The organism is Flagellimonas sp. HMM57, assembly GCF_021390175.1.
Lineage (GTDB): Bacteria > Bacteroidota > Bacteroidia > Flavobacteriales > Flavobacteriaceae > Flagellimonas.
In genome coordinates this window covers 394,073-411,583 of the sequence record NZ_CP090004.1, presented here as the reverse complement: position 1 = coordinate 411,583, position 17,511 = coordinate 394,073, and the positions used below count along the sequence as shown (strand labels likewise).

Below are 17,511 nucleotides of genomic sequence, written 5' to 3'. Positions count from 1 at the left end.
TATTTTTGCACTCCATTTTACAACGGTATGCGGACAAAATCTTTAAAGAAGAATAAAATAAACGTAGTAACGCTAGGATGTAGCAAAAACATCTACGATTCTGAAGTGCTCATGGGGCAGTTGCGCGCCAATAATAAAGAAGTGGTTCATGAAGAGGAAGGGAACGTTGTTGTTATCAATACCTGTGGGTTTATTGCAAATGCCAAAGAAGAAAGCGTAAATACTATTTTGGAGTATGTACAAAAGAAAGAGGAGGGTGATGTTGATAAGGTATTTGTAACCGGTTGTTTGAGCGAACGGTATAAGCCCGATCTGGAAAAAGAGATTCCAAATGTGGATGAGTATTTTGGAACTAGTGACCTTCCCAATTTATTAAAGGCGTTGGGTGCTGATTATAAGCACGAGTTGATAGGGGAACGATTAACAACCACGCCCAAAAACTATGCATATCTAAAAATTGCCGAAGGGTGCGATAGACCCTGTTCTTTTTGCGCTATTCCATTAATGCGTGGAAAACATAAAAGCAAACCGATTGAAGCATTGGTATCTGAAGCAGAAAAATTAGCGGCAAAAGGAGTTAAGGAACTTATTTTAATAGCGCAGGATTTAACGTATTATGGTCTGGACCTATACAAAAAGCGAAATCTGGCAACATTGCTTCAAGCGTTGGTACAAGTAGATGGTATTGAATGGATTCGACTGCACTATGCCTTTCCAACGGGTTTTCCTATGGATGTCTTGGATGTAATGAAAAAAGAGCCCAAGGTTTGTAACTATATCGATATTCCGCTTCAACACATTGCAGACCCTATCTTAAAAAGTATGCGTAGGGGAACTACCAAGGCAAAAACGACAAAGCTTTTACAGGATTTTAGAAATGCCGTTCCCGAAATGACAATACGAACTACGCTTATTGTGGGATATCCTGGAGAGACCGAAGAAGATTTTCAGACCTTGAAGCATTGGGTGAAGGATATGCGTTTTGAGCGATTGGGATGCTTCACCTATAGCCATGAAGAGAATACCCATGCGTATACTTTGGAAGATGATGTGCCTGAAGAAGTAAAACAGCAGCGGGCTAATGAGATTATGGAGATTCAATCACAGATTTCTTGGGAACTTAACCAAGAAAAGATTGGTAAAGACTTTCGTTGTTTAATTGACCGTAAAGAAGGAAACTATTTTGTAGGTAGGACCGAGTTTGATTCACCAGATGTTGACAATGAAGTTTTAATCGATGCAACCCAGCATTACGTGAAGATAGGGGACTTTGTAAATGTCAAAATTACCGAAGCTGCGGACTTTGACCTTTATGCGGTTCCTGTCACCTCATAGCTATCTTGTATTGACAATTGTCATAGTTTTAAAAACCAGTTCATTGTAGTTTTAGATTCACCGAATTTCGGAATCAAAAAACCTAACACAATGGTCGATAGTATTAAGGACAGAAATGTCAACATTAGTATTGTGCTCCTTCGGGTTTTCATTGGCTGGCACTTTCTGTACGAAGGAGTTATTAAACTGTTTAATCCTGAATGGACTTCCTTTGGCTATCTAGCTTCTGCCCAAGGACCTTTAAAACCTTTTTTTTCATTACTTATCAGTCCCTCTGTAATAGGTTGGGTGGATGTTTTGAACATGGCCGCTCTTATAATAGTAGGGGTTGCATTCACTTTAGGGGTTTTTGAGAAAAAAGGAGCGATTGTAGCAATAGGTCTTTTAGCCTTGTACTATTTGGCCCACCCACCTTTTCCGTGGCTAGACCAATTAAATACCGAAGGTAACTATTGGTTCGTTAACAAAAATCTTATTGAACTGATTGCGTGTATTTTGATATACAACTTTCCGACAGGTCATTATTTTGGCCTTAACTATTTTATCAAAAGAAAACCTATAAAAACGTAAAGCTATGAAGTGGTCAAGAAGAGATTTGCTTAAAGGGTTAGGTGGGCTTCCCATTTTAGGAGCGGTTTGGTGGGCCGGTGCGGCAAATACGGTTTATAATAGAAGAGGAAGATCAGAGATTTTGCAACAACTCAATATAAGTCCTTCTTTACCACCTATGGTACCCAATATTGGAGGTGAACCTATCAAAGTAGGTATCATAGGTTTTGGAATTAGGGGAGAGCAACTCTGCAGGTCTTTGGGATTTGCTACAAAAGAATGGATGGAAGAGATGAAGGCAGAAGCTGAAATCGACCCAAAAAATAAGGCTCTGGAAGATTTTTTAAATCAAGATAAACTCAATGTAAAGCTGGTAGGGGTGTGCGATGTTTTTGATGTTAATGCAGAACGTGCGATACGTTCCTTTTCTACTCCCGAGAACAAAGTGAAACGGTATGATACTTATCAGGAAATGATTCATAGTGGAGAGGTAGAAGCAGTCGTCATTGCTACTCCTGATCATTGGCATGCTCCTATATCTATTGAAGCGTTGAACAACAACATCCATGTTTATGTTGAAAAACCAATGACACATACCGTTGATGAAACCTATTCTTTAAGAACGGCAGCAGAACAATCAAAAGCAATTTTTGCAGTGGGGCATCAGCATCGGCAAACGCTTAGTTTTAAAACAGCTAAGGACATTGTTGAGAAAGGAACTCTGGGGCACGTCTCCCTAATACAGACCAATACCAATAGAAATGATGATAATGGTGCATGGAACTATGATATCCACTCTAAAGCAAATCCCGATACTATAGATTGGGAACAATTTCTGGGATCTGCACCAAAAATTCCTTTCAATAAAAACCATTTTTTTAGATGGCGTAAGTGGTGGGCCTATGGGTCTGGCCTTTCAGGGGATTTATTGACCCATGATTATGATCGGTTGAACTGTGTGCTCAACATGGGCATCCCACATTCGGTATCTGCATCAGGAGGAATATATACCCATAATGATGGACGCGATGTTCCCGATGTATTACAGGTAAATATGGAATTTCCCGAATTCAGTACCGGAAGTAGTCAAGCCCAGGGAAAAGAAAAGGGAATGACGTTTTGCTACAGTGCTACTTTAGGAAATGCATTTAGTAGACCCACAATTTTGATGGGGCATGATGCAACCATGGAACTGGGAAATACCCTTACTGTATGGCCGGATATGGCCTCAACACGGTATGCCGAGATGTTGGAGGCTGAAAAGATGCTGCCCCACATACCCATTTACCAATATAATCCCGGGGCCAACGTACCTGATGCAATATCCTCAGCTACCTCGCAATACTTTGCGGACAAAGGGCTTATGTGGACTTATATCAATGGCGAAAGAGTCGATTCTACGTTTTTGCATATGCGCGAATGGTTAAGTGCCATCAAAAACGATGGAAATGTGAGTTGTGGGATCAAAGAGGGCTTTGAAGAAGCTATCGCTGCTCATATGGCGGGTCTATCCTGGAAACTGGGAAGAAAAATAGCATGGGATGCTGAAAAAGAAGTTATAAAGCCTATTGCGGGAGTTGATTTTGATGAAGTATTACTTTCCAGTGGGGAACCTGAAATACTACCAGTTACTACGGAACAATTATAAGTTTCAATAACTGGTTATAACAATACGTTGGACACAAGTTGTTCTACCGTAGGATGGTCGTTACCGCCAGCAGGTTCGATGGTAATGTTCAAGGATTCAGCACTATCAATATATTTTAGGGTGACCAATTCTTTGTCCGTGGGAACAAGCCCCATATTGATCATTTCACCATCCACATCACTCCACATTTGGTAGGTTTTGTCCGCTGGAAGTTTAGGCAACCCCTGTGGATTTATCATGACCAATTTACTTTTATGATTTACATAGGCAACTGCCTTGGAATTAGGCGCAATGTTATTGCCGTAAAGTACCAAAGGAATAACATTTGGATTATTGATCGTTTCTAAGCGGTTTGATGTGAGTAAGTAATTCTGCTCCAAATTGTCCAGTCGGTTTTGAAGGTCAGCTGTTGTAATTTGCAGGGATTCTAAATTTTCCTCGGCATTTTGCCATTTGGTATATAACCAAATCGCACTGAGCATAAAAACCAATGCTAAACTTGCTGCCGCTATAAATGGCATCCAATTTGTCTTTTTTGCTATAGGGTCTTCTAATTGTTTTTGTAACGCATGCTTTACTTGGAAAGGTGGGGTAACCGCATTTTCAAAACCCATTTTCTCAAGGTCATCTTGCATTTGAAGAAAGTGTTGTTTTAGCTCACTATCTTTTTTCAAGATATTTTCTACTAATAAAGTATCTTCTTTTGAAAGCTCACCAGTCAAATATTGCTCTAAAAGTCCTTCTTCCAATATTTTATCCTTTTCCATCATGCTATCATTTCAAAAATAAAATAAATCCATACCAATTCTTTGGTGTAGGTTTTTCGTAATTGTTTCAGTGCCTGTTTAATATAGGATTTAAAAGTTCCCAATGGCACTCCCATTTCTTCATGCGCTTCTTTATGGGTATATCCCTTAAAATAAACCAAATCGATTGCCTTCTTGTGGTGGGGCTCCAATGTATTGATCGAACCGTTCAATTGCATATAGTCAGGTTCAGTTTCGGCAATTGCTTTATTGGTATGTACACTTAAATCCTCGTTTTGGATGAGGTTGTCCGTCTTTCTTAACGCATTCAATGCTGTATTTCTTGCGATTCGGTAAGCCCAAGTATAAAATTTCCCCTTTTCCGAATCATAGCTACTACTATTTTTCCAAATTTTCACGAAGGTTTCCTGTAATACGTCCTGTGCAAGCATTTCGTTTCTACAGATACGCAGAATAACGCCATACAATGCACCGCTATAGTTATCGTACAAGGAGTAGAGTGCATTTTTATCTCCGTTGGACAAGTTTACAATGAGTTCTTGATCGCTATGGGGCTTTTTCATCGATGTTAAAGATATGATAAAAAACTACTGGGTTCATCCATGCGGGAAAACTGTGTGTATATGAAAATGTAAAGCGCGCCAAAAATTAGTATTAAACTTAAATCTAAAAAACAGAAAAATGAAAAAATTAATTTTTATCCTTTCAACATTCGCATTGGTTTTGTTCGTGCAGCAAACTAAGGCCCAAGAATCTAAAGACATTGTGGATATCGCGGTATCGGTAGATGACTTTTCAACTTTAGTTACTGCCCTAAAAGCTACAGACTTGGTTGGAGCTCTTAAAGGTGACGGACCTTTTACCGTGTTTGCCCCAGTGAATTCTGGATTTGCAAAGATTGATGCAAAAACGCTTAACTCACTATTGGAACCCGAGAACAAGGAAAAACTGTCCGCCATTTTAACGTATCATGTAGTATCTGGAAAAATAGCTGCTACAGATGTTGTTGCAGCCTTGGATAAAGGAAACGGGAAAGCTGAACTTACCACGTTAAACGGTGGGAAAATAACTGCTATGAAAAAAGACGGTGGAATTTATCTAAAGGATGCTGGTGGAAACTACAGTAAAATAACTAAGACGGATGTTATGGCTTCCAATGGTGTGATTCACATCATCGAGGATGTTGTAATGCCCAACTAAGTTTACTTGTTTTATCGGTGAAAAGCACTGCCTAGGCAGTGCTTTTTTCGTTACTCATCTTATGGGTTTTAATATGTTGTACCTATGTTTTTAAGGAAACCGACGATAAATCGTCCATAAGGCTGAACAGTTCGTTTTGTGTTCTCTCGGAAATACTTAAATGGTTCTCACCGAAAATGGACATAGTCTGGATAATTGTGGTTTCTATGGCACTGTTTGTAAACATTAGATCAGCAATATTTTTCATTCCCCATTCTGGGAAGCGCCTCTGGGTCAGCCCCTGTCTTTCTATTAAGGCTAAAAGTTCATGTCTTTTGTCATGGGCTATTTTATCGACCATTTGGTCTATCATATGCTCTTTTCCTTCCATATATTGTAAAAAACGCATGTTCTCGTAATATAGGTAACCTGTAATGCCTCTTTTTTGATTATTACCAGTCGAAACAGTCGAGAGTTGTTTCAATTCTTCGTTTGTAAATGGTTCTAGGGCTTTGCTTATATATAGGACGCACTTCATAGCACTTAGATTATGTAGGATAATAACTACAAAATTTGAGAATTATTATTTGGAGATATGATTTTGTATGTTAAATCAATACTAAAACAATATTTGATTTTCTTACTATTTGAATACGTTTACCAAGACTCTTATGCTATACTTTTTTCTGCATCATTTTTAAGGTAAATCCACCCAATAACAAAACAACAAGAATCATGATGCCCCACAGCCACCATTTATTTTCGAATAAGGGTTGCACTTGCGGTTTTTCGGTTTTTGGAATCAATTGTTCTGGTCCAATGGTTAATTTGGATAGGTTTTTAGGGATATTGCTTCTGGTTAGTGAAATATCGTATAAAGGTTTTTTTGCATCAGCATTACCATACGCTAGAAAATAGTCTGCTGGTTCGGTAAAACGGGCAACAAGTTCATGGGAATACCCTTTCGCTTCAATAAATCCTATATTCAAAGGTTGATTGTCATGATTCTGAATTTCTACCCGTAATCTTTTTGCCAATGTGCTCGGAAACTTAAATTCATTTTTCTCTATGGAGGTTAGAGTTCCCGAAGCAAGATTTCTGTAATAATAATTCCAGCCTTTTTCGGTCTCTACGCTATCTGTAACATACTTAATGGTTATTGGACGGTAATAATCAAAAGTGTCCTTTACGTTTATTTTTAGAAAACTGATCGGAACACGTTGTTTTAGGTAAATATCAATATAGGTTTCTTTTTCTACGGGAACCGTTCTAAACCCTTTCATTTGGTATTCCTCATAGGTAGCCTTTACAGTATTGTTCATAGCAATGCTGGCGGAATCTAAATTAGGGTTTACATCACTTTGTATAAAAACGCGGTAATATAAATATTTTGAATTGGGGAAGTCCAGTTCAGTAAAGCTATAGTTTGTCTGAGAGTTCTTTATGGAAAGGATACGATAATCTTCCAAAATTGTGAACCAATTGTTTTGGTCTTGGCTTCCTTCCAGAATTAATTTTGCATCAAAATTTTTATTTTTAAGATTAAGCTTTATGTGATTGATTACTTCCGTAGTAGGGACTTCAAAAGTGTAGTAATATCCGTTACTGTCCTTAGTGGTATTCAGCAGTTTAAAGTCAATATTATTTTTAATGCTTTCTCCTTGTAAAGTCTTGAGAATGTAAGGTGCTTCCAAAGTATCAGTAGCGGTTACACCATAGATACGCATGTCGAACATATCCTGTTTTACTTTATCAAAAACTGTATGAGGTAACGTAATAGCGTGCCATTGGTCCGCTATTCCTTCTAACGCTATTTTAGCTTCATACTCTTGTAATTGACCGATAATTGAATTACAGGAAAGAATCAATAAAAGACCATAAAATTTATTTCTCGTCCTCATCTGTGATAATGTTTTTGTATTTGTTGTAAAGAAAAGAGATAATCAATAATAGTACACCAAGGGATACGAATACTATAGTTTTGGAAATGGTATTGAGCGATGCAATATCGTAGAAGAAAAGTTTTAAGAGCGTTATGCCAAAAAGAACTATGGCTACAATGCGCAGGTATTTTTTCTTTTTCCAGATACCAAGTATTATCAATAACAAAGAATACAGCCCCCAAAGAATACTAAGCCCTAATTTATAAGATTGGTCGGACCCTGCAATATCCATCCAATTGAGCAACTCACTGCTCGCAATCCAAAGTATGGATATATGTGTAAGGATTTCTAATGGAATCTTGAAATTTATGCCCATAAAGGGCTTTCTGATCAATTTATTGATGGCTATCAATAAAACTGTGAAAAAGGCGATTGCAATATACCTGATCCAAATAGCATACGAAGTGATATCATAATATTCTGCCAAAGTTTGGTCCAAGTAGCCTTCCCTTAGCTCGCTTAGTACATACAGCCCGCCGGTCAAAAAAGAAAAACCAGCCAAAATAGACAGAATGAGCGTTATAATGCCCAGAACTTTGCTTTTCAGCTTTTGAATATTTACAACAGCTAAGGCACTCAGGAATAGTAGCGAATAATTAAAAATCCAGACCGAACTAATATCGCGTAAACTATAATTGAACTGATCGTAGCTAAGGTTTTCTTTTAGTATTTCAATTTTTGAACCTTTGTATAACTGCTCCCAATAATAGACGATTTCCAAATAGAACGAGAAGTACAAAGTGATAATGAGAAGCGCTGGAATTCCTATCGACATTATTGTGGATAGAACTGTTTTCTTTTTAATTTGATATTTACCGTTTATCCAATTGATAAAACCAAAGGATAAAGAGGTTATTATAGATGTTAAAAAAGTGATGTTCAATATTGATTTTAAAACTACTTTTTCTTCCCCAAACCAGCTATCAAAATAGCTTAGTGTCCAATCTTGGGTAAGACTAAAAAACCCTAAAATCATCAATGGGTATGACAAGTGTTCGTAGACAGGGACATTTTTGGTACGACCTATCCAAAACAGTAGCGAGGCTTCCAACATCCATAAAAGTGTGACCCAGTTACCGTCCAATTGTACCGGTATGGCAATGGTAATAAAAGTTAGCACAAGGCCAGATATGAGATAGAACAAATTCCGGTCTACCAATTTTTTCTTGAATATCAATACACTGATACCAAAATGAACCAATGCATTACATAAAGTGAAAACACCCAAAAGTTGAGCTCCAGTATCATTTTGTGCCAGTAATCCACATCCAAAACCATAAAATATGAAGGAGTTGAACAAGAGCATTATAACGTTCGATGCCTTAAATTTTTCTGCACGTATTAATTTGTAAGCAAGGAAAGTGGCATAGAAAATTGCAAAGAATATACTTGCTACTATCAATGCCAATGCGAACTCGGTTTCCTTTTCATAAGAGGCAATAATCCAAAAAAGATAGATAAGCCACGAAAAGCAAAAAGCAGCATAATAGAGCGGTTTCCAATATTTTTTGAAAGCGATGATTACAATTCCAATATTGATGATGACCATATATCCAAAAAGCACAGATGCACTACCAGAGCCATCACCTAATAAAAATGGCACTGCATAAGCACCTACAAGGCCAATATGGGCAATCACCTGCTTATTGTAATTGAGCGCTGCAACCACACCAAATGCGGTAAACACTAGCATTAGAACAAAAGCTAAAGTCTGGGGAAAGAGCGCATAAAAATCATAAGCCGTAAACGTTATAAAGTAGAGTACTGCTAGAGCGCCACTAACCAGAACAGCGCTATAGTTTTCATACTTTGACTTTAGCTTAATACCAAAGCCAATCAATCCCAAACCGACAAGATACCCAAGTACGATTCGGGTAAGCGGACTTATCAAATTATTGTCAATGGAATATTTAGCACCTATAATAACCCCAATGACCGTAATAAGTATACCAATTTTATTGATAAGGTTTTCCCCAATAAACTTTTCCAAATTGGATTTTCCCTTTTTGGGCGGTACAGTTTTGGGTGGTGTTATTTGTTGATATGCAGACTCTTTTTCGACTAAGCTTGTTGTACTTTCCGTAGTTACTGGTTCAGCTTGTTTGGTAGGTTGCTCAATTTCTTGAGTGTTTTTTTCAAGTGCATCAACAGTATCTTTTTCAATGCTATCCTGAACTTGAACATTCTTAAGGGTTTGAATGTCTTTTCGCAGTTCGTTAATCTCTATGTTAAAGTTCTGCTGCTTTTTTAACAATAGTTCCAACCTTTCTAGAAGCTTGTCTATTTTTTCTTGGTTTTCGGCCATATTTGGTTAATTAAGTTGGTTTCCACCATCTTTATTGGTTAATAAAAACGGTGGTAACCTTTATTTGTTGGAAAGATAGTGGGGTTTTTTAGTACGAAAACACCCCGTTTTAAGGGTATTTGTTTAAAAACTACCTTTTTCGTTCTAGTTCTAGAGCATAAATCTGTCGTCCTAATTCAGCTAAAAATGGTATTCCAATTTCATCGTATTCGTATACGTTATCGTTAAAAACACCATCTTTGTTTACCAAGATTGTTGCTGTAATCATAAAATCGATGTTGTTCTTTATATCTTTGATATATGCGCAATCGGTTAAAGTTCCGTAGGCATACCCAACCTTGTTGTAAATTCTTATATGGTCTGGAATTGGTTCTTCAGAATCACCAAACATAAGAAATTTAACATAACTGTCATAATACGCTTCCGTGTTGTATCCTAAATCTTTTGGTAGTGTATGCATAGCTTTTAGTAGCAGTTCATGCTGAATTTTGCTAATAGTAAAGCGTTGTTCCTCTGGGAAATGCTCAGGAAAAATAATTCGTTTTAGCAAAGCATGCTGGGCTTCGATAGGGTAGTAATTTTTTAAGGAGAAATCAAAAGCGCCCGTATGCAATGAATCTTCACTATAAAATCCAGTTCCTTTTTCAATTTTATAAAGTTCTAACGGTTTTGGAGCCGTGTTGATGATGCGTTTACTTGTCGTGGTCGTAGAATCGTTCAAATAAGTAACCAAGGGCTTCGTAGTAACATCGTCTGCATTTGATGTGGATAGGCGATGGGCTATTCGAATTGGTGCCACTCCTTTGGATTCTATACGCTTATTTAATGCATTTTGGCCCAAAAACTCTATCAAGCGGTTGTTTGCCGCGTTATCGGAAACAGCAAAAATTTGTGAAATAGCTTCTGCAAAAGTAGTTTCTGTGGAATCTCCCTCAATATAGAATCGGGTAGAGACGGTAAGAGAGTCTATCTCGTTGATTTTTTCCAAAGCGGCTACTGCTGCAGGAAATTTAACGGTACTTGCGGGATAGAAGTAATGTTCCTTATCGACTTGAAAGTCGAAATCGGTAAAAAGAACACTATCGTTCCTTCTGTCTATTTGGGTGTAGCGTATCTGGACTTCATATTGATCCAAGCTGTCCATAACCTTTTTTATTAGTGCATTATCCGTGGACAGTACTTTTTCCAAGGCATTTTGCTTCGGGTTATTAGAACAGGAAAGTCCTGTTAGTGCTAGAATCAGCAATATAGGTACAAGGTATTTTTTTGGCATGTTGGTTGGTTTAGTTGCTTTCAAGATAGATTTCTCCTCGGTGTGGTTTTAAGGCATCACGTACCTTTTTCATTTCGATTTCTTCCACTACCAGATAGGCTATGCTGTGCATTTCATTAAACTGTTGGTGACCAGTAATATTTAGTTTTAGTTTTTCTAGGGCCACGAATTCACTTAAATGTTTTTCGTGGTGTTCTGCAATTTTCAGTGCACTAGGGCCACGAAAATCCCAAATCAATTTTATTTTTCTATCCAAAGCTTTTTCCATATCAATTAAAAATCAAGTACCGACATATTGTTTTCTGCAAACGCCTTAAAATCTTCCATATATTGTTTGGATTGCTTTTTGAAAGCTCTGGGCATGAACAAACCTATCAATTTCATGCCAAAACCAGAAAAAATAAATTCATTTTCCGATATCCATTTGGTTTTTCGACCTATTTCCTTGAAGTAATTTTTTTGTATGTTTTGCACACCTTTGGTATCGTATATGGAATGGAGTTCTTCGGGAAGATTGTTCTTGATAATGGTCTCTATCATTTTGAACTTCCGTTTTCCCATTTCATAATGTATGCTCATTTGGGCACCTTCTTCCCCAGGTTTTTCTGAAAGCCGTTCGTAACCGATAAAGTCCCTTTGCCAATGCTTCATATCTTCTGGATTGTTCAATTTTTCCAAGAACGCTTCGCGATGTAAGTTGACCGTTATTTCAGAAGTATACTTCATTTTGGAAGGTTTTTTACTAATGTAAGAAAATATATAAATTGTCTTGTCTACTAAAAATCTGTTAATGAGAACAAAACCTTCTTGCGGGACTTTAAGTTATTGTTATTTTTGCGGAATGCTCTTTCTACGCAGAAATAGGATTGCTTGCCTTTTTGTTATAGGACTACTGTTCTTATCATCATGTAATTCACTTTTTAAGGACAAAGAAGAAAAAGAACCCTTGGCCAGGGTCGGAGATGCTTTTTTGTATGGAGAAGACATTGCTTCTTTGATCAATGATGATATGTCCGAACAAGATAGTGCCCTGTTTGTGAGCAACTACATTAACAATTGGGCCTCAAAACAATTGTTGTTGTCAAAATCCAAAATCAACTTACCTGAAGAAAAATTAAGCGAATTTGACCGCCTTGTAGATGACTATCGAGCAGATTTATACACAAGGGCATATATTGAGGCATTGGTATTGCAAGCTCAAGATACTGCAATAACGACCGATCAATTGAGGCAGTACTATGAAAAAGAGAAAGAAAACTTCAAGCTTAACGAAAGACTGGTGCAACTTAGATTTGTAGGCCTACCTGCCCAGTTTTTACACAAGGACGATGTAATTAAAAGCATGAAGGATTGGAAGCAGAAGGATAAACGCTATTTGGATTCTGTAGCGGTACAGTTCAAAAAAATCCATTTTAACGATTCTATTTGGGTAAGTGCATCCAGGGTTATTGAGGAAATTCCGCCGTTAACATCGCTCAATGAAGAAGACTATCTAAAAAAATCACAATTTTTTGAAATACAGGATTCCTTAGAAGTATATTTGGGAAGTGTGAAAGATGTATTGGAAATCAACGATACCGCTCCTTTTGAATACGTTGCACCAGATATAAGACAATTGATTATCAATAGAAGAAGATTGGATTACGTTCGAAAGCTAGAAACGGAAATCCTTGATGAAGCAATACAGAAAAATGAATTTGAAGTTTATGGAAAAAATTAACAATAAAGTATTGGCCGTACTATTTTTTGCGGTATGCGGACTCTTGAGCGCGCAAGAAGAAACTGCAGATGAAGCGGTAGTAGTAAAAACAGATAGCACCAGCAACACCAAAAAAATAAAATTAGATGGTATTGCTGCGGTTATTGGCGATTATGTTATTCTTGATTCCGATATCGAAAAAACACTTATCGATTTAAAAAGTCAAGGAGCATCCACCCAGGACATCACAAAATGTAGTTTGTTGGGAAAATTAATGGAAGACCGTCTATATGCACACCAGGCCGTACAGGACAGTTTGCTCGTTTCTGATGATCAAGTGAATGCGCAGAGCGATAGACAAATTCAGCAGTTGGTCGCGCAAGTAGGTTCCATGGCCAAAGTTTTGAAGTTTTACAACAAAACCGATATCGAAAGCTTTAGAGCGGAGCTTTTCGAAATCAATAAACTTCGTATGCTTTCAGAGAAAATGCAAGGAAAGATTGTAGAGGAAATAGAAGTGACCCCGGAAGAAGTGCGACAGTTTTTCAAAAAGATTCCAGAAGATCAAAGGCCAGTTTTTGGAGCTGAATTGGAAATTGCCCAGATCGTCAAGCAACCTGAGGCGCCCGAATCAGAAAAGCAAAAGGTTATAGACCGATTAAACCAGATAAAGCAAGACGTTGAAGACAACGATTCACGTTTTAGCACCAAGGCAATCCTTTATTCCCAAGATCCAGGTTCTAAATCCAAGGGCGGGTTTTATACCATGACACGGGAAACAGGTTTTGTAAAGGAATTTAAGGATGTTGCGTTTAGCTTGCAAGAAGGAGAGATTTCAGAACCTTTTGAAACAACGTTTGGATATCACATCATTTACATCGAAAAAATAAGAGGTCAGGAACTGGACTTACGCCATATCCTCATGATCCCCGAAATTCCCCAATCTGAGATAGACAAGGCGGTAAAAGAACTTGATACGATTCGACAGCATGTTATAGATGGGAAGTATTCTTTCGCCGAAGCGGCGTTGAATTTTTCGGACGAAAAGGAAACAAAATTTGATGGAGGTCTATTGCGTAACCCGATTAACTTTGATTCACGTTTTGAACTTACCAAAATGGACCCCGAACTTTATAACCAAGTCCGAAATCTAAAAGATGAAGAAATTTCTAGGCCCTTACGCGAAAATGACCAAAGGGGAGGTCCACCAAAGTTTAAGATTATGAAAATCTCCAATCGTTTTGATGAGCACGAAGCCGATTTTGCAAAAGACTATCTAAAAATTCAGGAATTGGCCCTTAGGGAAAAACAGTTTGAAGCAATCAAAGAGTGGATGGAAGATCATATTGAAGATACCTACATTCACGTAAACGACGGAAACAAAGATTGTAATTTTGCAAACAATTGGGTAAAGGAGTAAATGCATGTCAGACGTAACAGCGGTTGAGAACCTTGTCAAAAAACATCAAGCCTTAAAAAATGAGATTGCCAAGATTATAATAGGCCAAGAGCATGTAATCGAGCAAATCTTGTTGTCTATATACACGGGAGGACATTCACTTTTAATAGGTGTTCCCGGTCTGGCCAAGACGTTAATGGTCAATACAATTGCCCAAACCTTGGGATTGGATTTCAAAAGGATACAATTTACTCCGGACTTAATGCCCAGTGATATTTTGGGAAGTGAGGTCCTTGACCAAAACAGAAACTTTAAATTTATTAAGGGACCTGTATTTGGCAATATCATTCTGGCTGATGAAATCAATAGAACTCCGCCCAAAACCCAAGCTGCACTGCTGGAAGCCATGCAAGAGCGAGCGGTAACAATAGCGGGCCAACAATATAAATTGGATATGCCCTACTTTGTCTTGGCAACACAAAACCCAATTGAACAAGAGGGTACCTATCCACTGCCAGAAGCACAGTTGGACCGTTTTATGTTTGCGATAGAACTAAAATACCCTTCAATCGAAGAAGAGATAGATGTTGTAAAATCCACTACGACCGATGAAACCGCAAACATCAACACCTTGTTCAATGCTGAAGAGATTATTGCAGTTCAGCATTTAGTACGAAGGATTCCGGTACCGGACAATGTTATCGATTATGCTGTGCGATTGGTAAACAAGACAAGACCCGGATTAGATGGGGCATCAGAGTTCGTCAATACCTATATAGATTGGGGAGCGGGACCAAGAGCCTCGCAAAACTTAATTCTTGGCGCAAAGGCAAATGCCGCTGTACACGGAAAGTTTTCACCAGATATTGAGGATGTGAAAGCTGTCGCCATGGGTATATTACGTCACAGAATCCTAAAAAATTATAAGGCAGAAGCGGAAGGCATTTCTGAAGAAAATATTATTTCAGAATTGTTATAAATTAAAAACTTCCCCTGCATATTTAGTAGATTCTAATTCCTAAATCGTAGGTATTTCACTAAATTTACGAAATTACAAAATCTTAAAATCCAATTGTAGAATGGCGTTTGACATTGATATGATTAAAGAAGCGTATGCTTCTATGGGAGAGCGAATAGAAAAAGCCCGTGAACTAGTAGGCAGACCGCTGACCCTTGCAGAAAAAATATTGTATTCGCACTTGTGGGAAGGAACACCCAGCGAAAAATTTACCAGGGGTAAAGACTACGTTGATTTTGCCCCAGATAGAGTAGCATGTCAAGATGCAACGGCCCAAATGGCATTACTACAGTTCATGCATGCCGGTAAACCAAAAGTAGCAGTTCCAACTACGGTGCACTGTGACCATTTAATCCAAGCTAAGGTCGATGCAAAAACGGATTTAAAAAGAGCAAACGAGACCAGTAACGAAGTTTTTGACTTTTTGGAATCCGTTTCAAATAAATACGGAATAGGTTTTTGGAAACCCGGTGCTGGGATTATCCATCAAGTTGTTTTGGAAAACTATGCATTTCCCGGAGGAATGATGATAGGAACCGATTCCCACACGGTAAATGCGGGAGGTTTGGGAATGGTTGCCATTGGAGTAGGAGGCGCCGATGCGGTTGATGTTATGGCCGGAATGGCATGGGAATTAAAATTCCCCAAATTGATTGGGGTAAAATTGACTGGAAAACTATCCGGTTGGACAGCCCCAAAAGATGTGATTTTAAAAGTTGCCGATATTCTAACGGTCAAAGGAGGAACGGGAGCAATTATTGAATATTTTGGAGAGGGTGCGGTATCTATGTCCTGCACAGGAAAAGGTACTATTTGTAATATGGGTGCCGAGGTAGGTGCAACAACATCTACTTTCGGTTACGATGAATCCATGGACCGTTATTTAAGAGCAACGGATAGAGTGGATGTAGCCGATGCTGCCTTAGAAGTTAAGGAACACCTAACAGCTGATGCCGATGCTTATGAAAATCCTGAGAAATATTTTGACCAAGTTATCGAAATTGACTTGAATACACTTGAGCCACATTTAAATGGGCCTTTTACTCCAGATTTGGCAACACCCATATCAGAAATGAGTGAAGCTGCCAAGAAAAATGATTGGCCCTTAAATGTTGAAGTAGGCCTTATCGGTTCTTGTACCAATTCTTCTTATGAGGATATTTCCAGAGCTGCCTCTTTGGCTAAACAAGTTGCAGATAAAAAATTAAAGATGAAGTCGGAGTTTACCATAACCCCGGGTTCTGAACAAGTACGCTACACGATTGACCGTGATGGGTTCATAGATACTTTTGATAGTGTAGGTGCTACGGTATTTGCAAATGCCTGTGGTCCGTGTATAGGTATGTGGGACCGCTATGGCGACAAAGCTGCCGATGGCCCCCGCAATACGATTGTGCACTCGTTCAATAGAAACTTTGCGAAACGAGCCGATGGTAATCCAAACACACTTGCCTTTGTAGGTTCACCCGAGCTGGTTACTGCAATTGCAATTTCTGGGAGATTGGATTTTAATCCAATGACCGATAAATTGATCAATGAGGATGGCGAAGAAGTACTTTTGGACGAACCAAGAGGCTACGAGCTGCCACCTGAAGGATTTGCTGTTGAAGATGCTGGTTATGTAGCTCCAATGGAAGATGGTAGCGGTGTTCAGGTTGTCGTCTCTCCTATTTCAGAAAGATTGCAACTACTAGATCAGTTTGTACCTATACAACCGGAACAATTGCAAGGCGTCAAATTGCTGATCAAGGCATTTGGTAAATGTACTACCGATCATATTTCTATGGCAGGTCCTTGGTTGCGCTACAGAGGACATTTGGATAATATTGCCAACAACACCTTGATTGGAGCTGTAAACGCATACAACAAACAAACCAATTTTGTAAAAAATCAGTTGAGCGGAGAGTACGGAGCAGTGCCGGATACTCAGCGTGATTACAAAAAAGAAGGTATTAAGACCATCGTAGTTGGTGATCATAACTATGGAGAAGGTTCTTCAAGAGAGCACGCCGCTATGCAACCAAGACATTTGGGTGTTGCTGCAGTATTGGTGAAATCATTTGCCAGAATCCATGAGACCAACCTGAAAAAACAGGGGATGCTCGGTCTTACATTCACCAATGAAAATGATTATGATCTTATCCAAGAAGATGATACCTTTAATTTTGTGGATATCGAAAGCTTTGCACCCGATCGGCCTTTGACCATAGAGGTTGTCCACAGTGATGGCAGTACGGACACGATAATTGCAAATCATACGTACAATGATGCACAGATTAACTGGTTTAAAGAAGGCTCTGCATTAAATGTTATTAAAAAAGAGAATGCATAATTTAGCTAAGCGATAATTTGAAAAAACTCCTGATATGTATCAGGAGTTTTTTAGTTTTAACAAA

General features: G+C 38.4%; 16 protein-coding genes. 8 read left to right on the top strand and 8 right to left on the bottom strand.

What is annotated here, in order from left to right; all coding sequences use genetic code 11:
- The first annotated feature begins 27 nt into the window (after positions 1-27).
- The 3 genes from rimO (at position 28) to LV716_RS01825 (ending at position 3,532) form a co-directional block, all read left to right on the top strand.
- Positions 28-1,335 carry a 30S ribosomal protein S12 methylthiotransferase RimO gene (gene rimO / locus LV716_RS01835; protein WP_163419625.1) on the top strand — a complete coding sequence of 436 codons (1,308 nt, stop codon included), beginning with the start codon at positions 28-30 and terminating at the stop codon, positions 1,333-1,335.
- A gap of 90 nt (positions 1,336-1,425) precedes the next feature.
- Positions 1,426-1,905, top strand: coding sequence for a DoxX family protein (locus LV716_RS01830; RefSeq protein WP_163419626.1), 480 nt, complete (start codon positions 1,426-1,428; stop codon positions 1,903-1,905).
- 4 nt (positions 1,906-1,909) lie between these two features.
- Positions 1,910-3,532: a Gfo/Idh/MocA family protein gene (locus LV716_RS01825; RefSeq protein WP_163419627.1), complete on the top strand. Its 1,623-nt coding sequence runs from the start codon at positions 1,910-1,912 to the stop codon at positions 3,530-3,532.
- 14 nt (positions 3,533-3,546) lie between these two features.
- On the opposite strand, the gene LV716_RS01820 is transcribed toward LV716_RS01825, so the two are convergent.
- Both LV716_RS01820 and LV716_RS01815 read right to left on the bottom strand, forming a co-directional pair.
- Positions 3,547-4,302 (bottom strand): anti-sigma factor domain-containing protein, encoded by a 756-nt coding sequence (locus tag LV716_RS01820; protein WP_163419628.1) that lies wholly within the window; start codon positions 4,300-4,302, stop codon positions 3,547-3,549.
- The gene (locus LV716_RS01815) at positions 4,299-4,862 is read right to left on the bottom strand and encodes an RNA polymerase sigma factor (protein WP_163419629.1); all 564 of its coding nucleotides are present in this window, start codon (positions 4,860-4,862) and stop codon (positions 4,299-4,301) included. Before LV716_RS01815 ends, LV716_RS01820 begins: the two co-directional genes overlap by 4 nt.
- Positions 4,863-4,980: 118 nt before the next feature.
- Between LV716_RS01815 and LV716_RS01810 the strand changes: the two genes are divergently transcribed.
- Positions 4,981-5,499, top strand: coding sequence for a fasciclin domain-containing protein (locus tag LV716_RS01810; protein ID WP_163419630.1), 519 nt, complete (start codon positions 4,981-4,983; stop codon positions 5,497-5,499).
- Between the two features lie 82 nt (positions 5,500-5,581).
- Here LV716_RS01810 and LV716_RS01805 read toward each other — a convergent pair whose 3' ends face one another.
- The 6 genes from LV716_RS01805 to LV716_RS01780 all read right to left on the bottom strand — a co-directional run bounded on the left by LV716_RS01805 (position 5,582) and on the right by LV716_RS01780 (position 11,725).
- Positions 5,582-6,016 (bottom strand): BLUF domain-containing protein, encoded by a 435-nt coding sequence (locus LV716_RS01805; protein WP_163419631.1) that lies wholly within the window; start codon positions 6,014-6,016, stop codon positions 5,582-5,584.
- A 136-nt stretch (positions 6,017-6,152) separates the two neighbouring features.
- Positions 6,153-7,379 carry a DUF3999 family protein gene (locus LV716_RS01800; protein ID WP_163419632.1) on the bottom strand — a complete coding sequence of 409 codons (1,227 nt, stop codon included), beginning with the start codon at positions 7,377-7,379 and terminating at the stop codon, positions 6,153-6,155.
- On the bottom strand, positions 7,363-9,726 hold the full coding sequence (locus LV716_RS01795; RefSeq protein ID WP_163419633.1) for a DUF2339 domain-containing protein: 2,364 nt from the start codon (positions 9,724-9,726) through the stop codon (positions 7,363-7,365). The genes LV716_RS01800 and LV716_RS01795 overlap by 17 nt, the downstream gene beginning before the upstream one ends.
- A 130-nt stretch (positions 9,727-9,856) precedes the next feature.
- Positions 9,857-10,999 (bottom strand): serine hydrolase, encoded by a 1,143-nt coding sequence (locus LV716_RS01790; protein ID WP_163419634.1) that lies wholly within the window; start codon positions 10,997-10,999, stop codon positions 9,857-9,859.
- Positions 11,000-11,009: 10 nt separating this feature from the next.
- Entirely contained in the window at positions 11,010-11,255 is a 246-nt protein-coding gene (locus tag LV716_RS01785; protein ID WP_163419769.1) for a hypothetical protein, read from the bottom strand.
- Positions 11,256-11,272: 17 nt separating this feature from the next.
- Complete coding sequence (locus LV716_RS01780; RefSeq protein WP_163419635.1) at positions 11,273-11,725, bottom strand: SRPBCC family protein; 453 nt, start codon at positions 11,723-11,725, stop codon at positions 11,273-11,275.
- Between the two features lie 64 nt (positions 11,726-11,789).
- Here LV716_RS01780 and LV716_RS01775 point away from each other — a divergent pair, with 64 nt between their 5' ends.
- From LV716_RS01775 to LV716_RS01760, 4 genes are all read left to right on the top strand, one after another.
- Entirely contained in the window at positions 11,790-12,719 is a 930-nt protein-coding gene (locus LV716_RS01775) for a peptidyl-prolyl cis-trans isomerase (RefSeq protein ID WP_233759210.1), read from the top strand.
- Positions 12,706-14,118, top strand: coding sequence for a peptidylprolyl isomerase (locus tag LV716_RS01770; protein ID WP_233759209.1), 1,413 nt, complete (start codon positions 12,706-12,708; stop codon positions 14,116-14,118). The genes LV716_RS01775 and LV716_RS01770 overlap by 14 nt, the downstream gene beginning before the upstream one ends.
- Positions 14,119-14,122: 4 nt before the next feature.
- Entirely contained in the window at positions 14,123-15,076 is a 954-nt protein-coding gene (locus tag LV716_RS01765; protein ID WP_163419637.1) for a MoxR family ATPase, read from the top strand.
- 100 nt (positions 15,077-15,176) lie between these two features.
- On the top strand, positions 15,177-17,447 hold the full coding sequence (locus LV716_RS01760; protein ID WP_163419638.1) for an aconitate hydratase: 2,271 nt from the start codon (positions 15,177-15,179) through the stop codon (positions 17,445-17,447).
- Positions 17,448-17,511 lie beyond the last annotated feature (64 nt).